The following is a 289-nucleotide window of genomic DNA, read 5'->3' as shown; positions in this document are numbered from 1 at the left end:
AGTGGACAAAGCTGTCCCTCCAGAATTTTGACGATATGTCCGTCCGCCTGGCTTTTCAGGGGACGGACATAATCACATTCCGGATAGTGTGAACAACCGAGAAACGGACCGTGTTTCCCGGACCGAATAACAAGTTCAGCCCCACACTGTGGGCAGGGCTCGTTTTTATGCACCGTGAAGAGTGCTGATTTGGCCATAACAACTCTTGTTGCTGCACATAGAATTAATGCAGCATACCTTCATTCACTTCAAAGAGTAATTCTTCCATTTGCTGATAGGCATTTTCACA

1 protein-coding gene and 1 pseudogene are annotated in these 289 nt (G+C 46.7%); both read right to left on the bottom strand.

From position 1 onward, the window contains the following. Nucleotides 1–197: topoisomerase DNA-binding C4 zinc finger domain-containing protein (locus RTW80_RS28760; RefSeq protein ID WP_312721505.1), on the bottom strand; the 197-nt coding region annotated here is incomplete at its 3' end. A 26-nt stretch (nt 198–223) separates the two neighbouring features. Then, a pseudogene (locus RTW80_RS28755) lies at nt 224–289 on the bottom strand (hypothetical protein); the annotation flags it as partial.

Source organism: Escherichia sp. AM3, assembly GCF_032029835.1.
GTDB lineage: Bacteria > Pseudomonadota > Gammaproteobacteria > Enterobacterales > Enterobacteriaceae > Escherichia > Escherichia coli.
The sequence above is the reverse complement of the archived record's forward strand: the minus strand, read 5'-3'. Positions and strand labels throughout refer to the sequence as shown.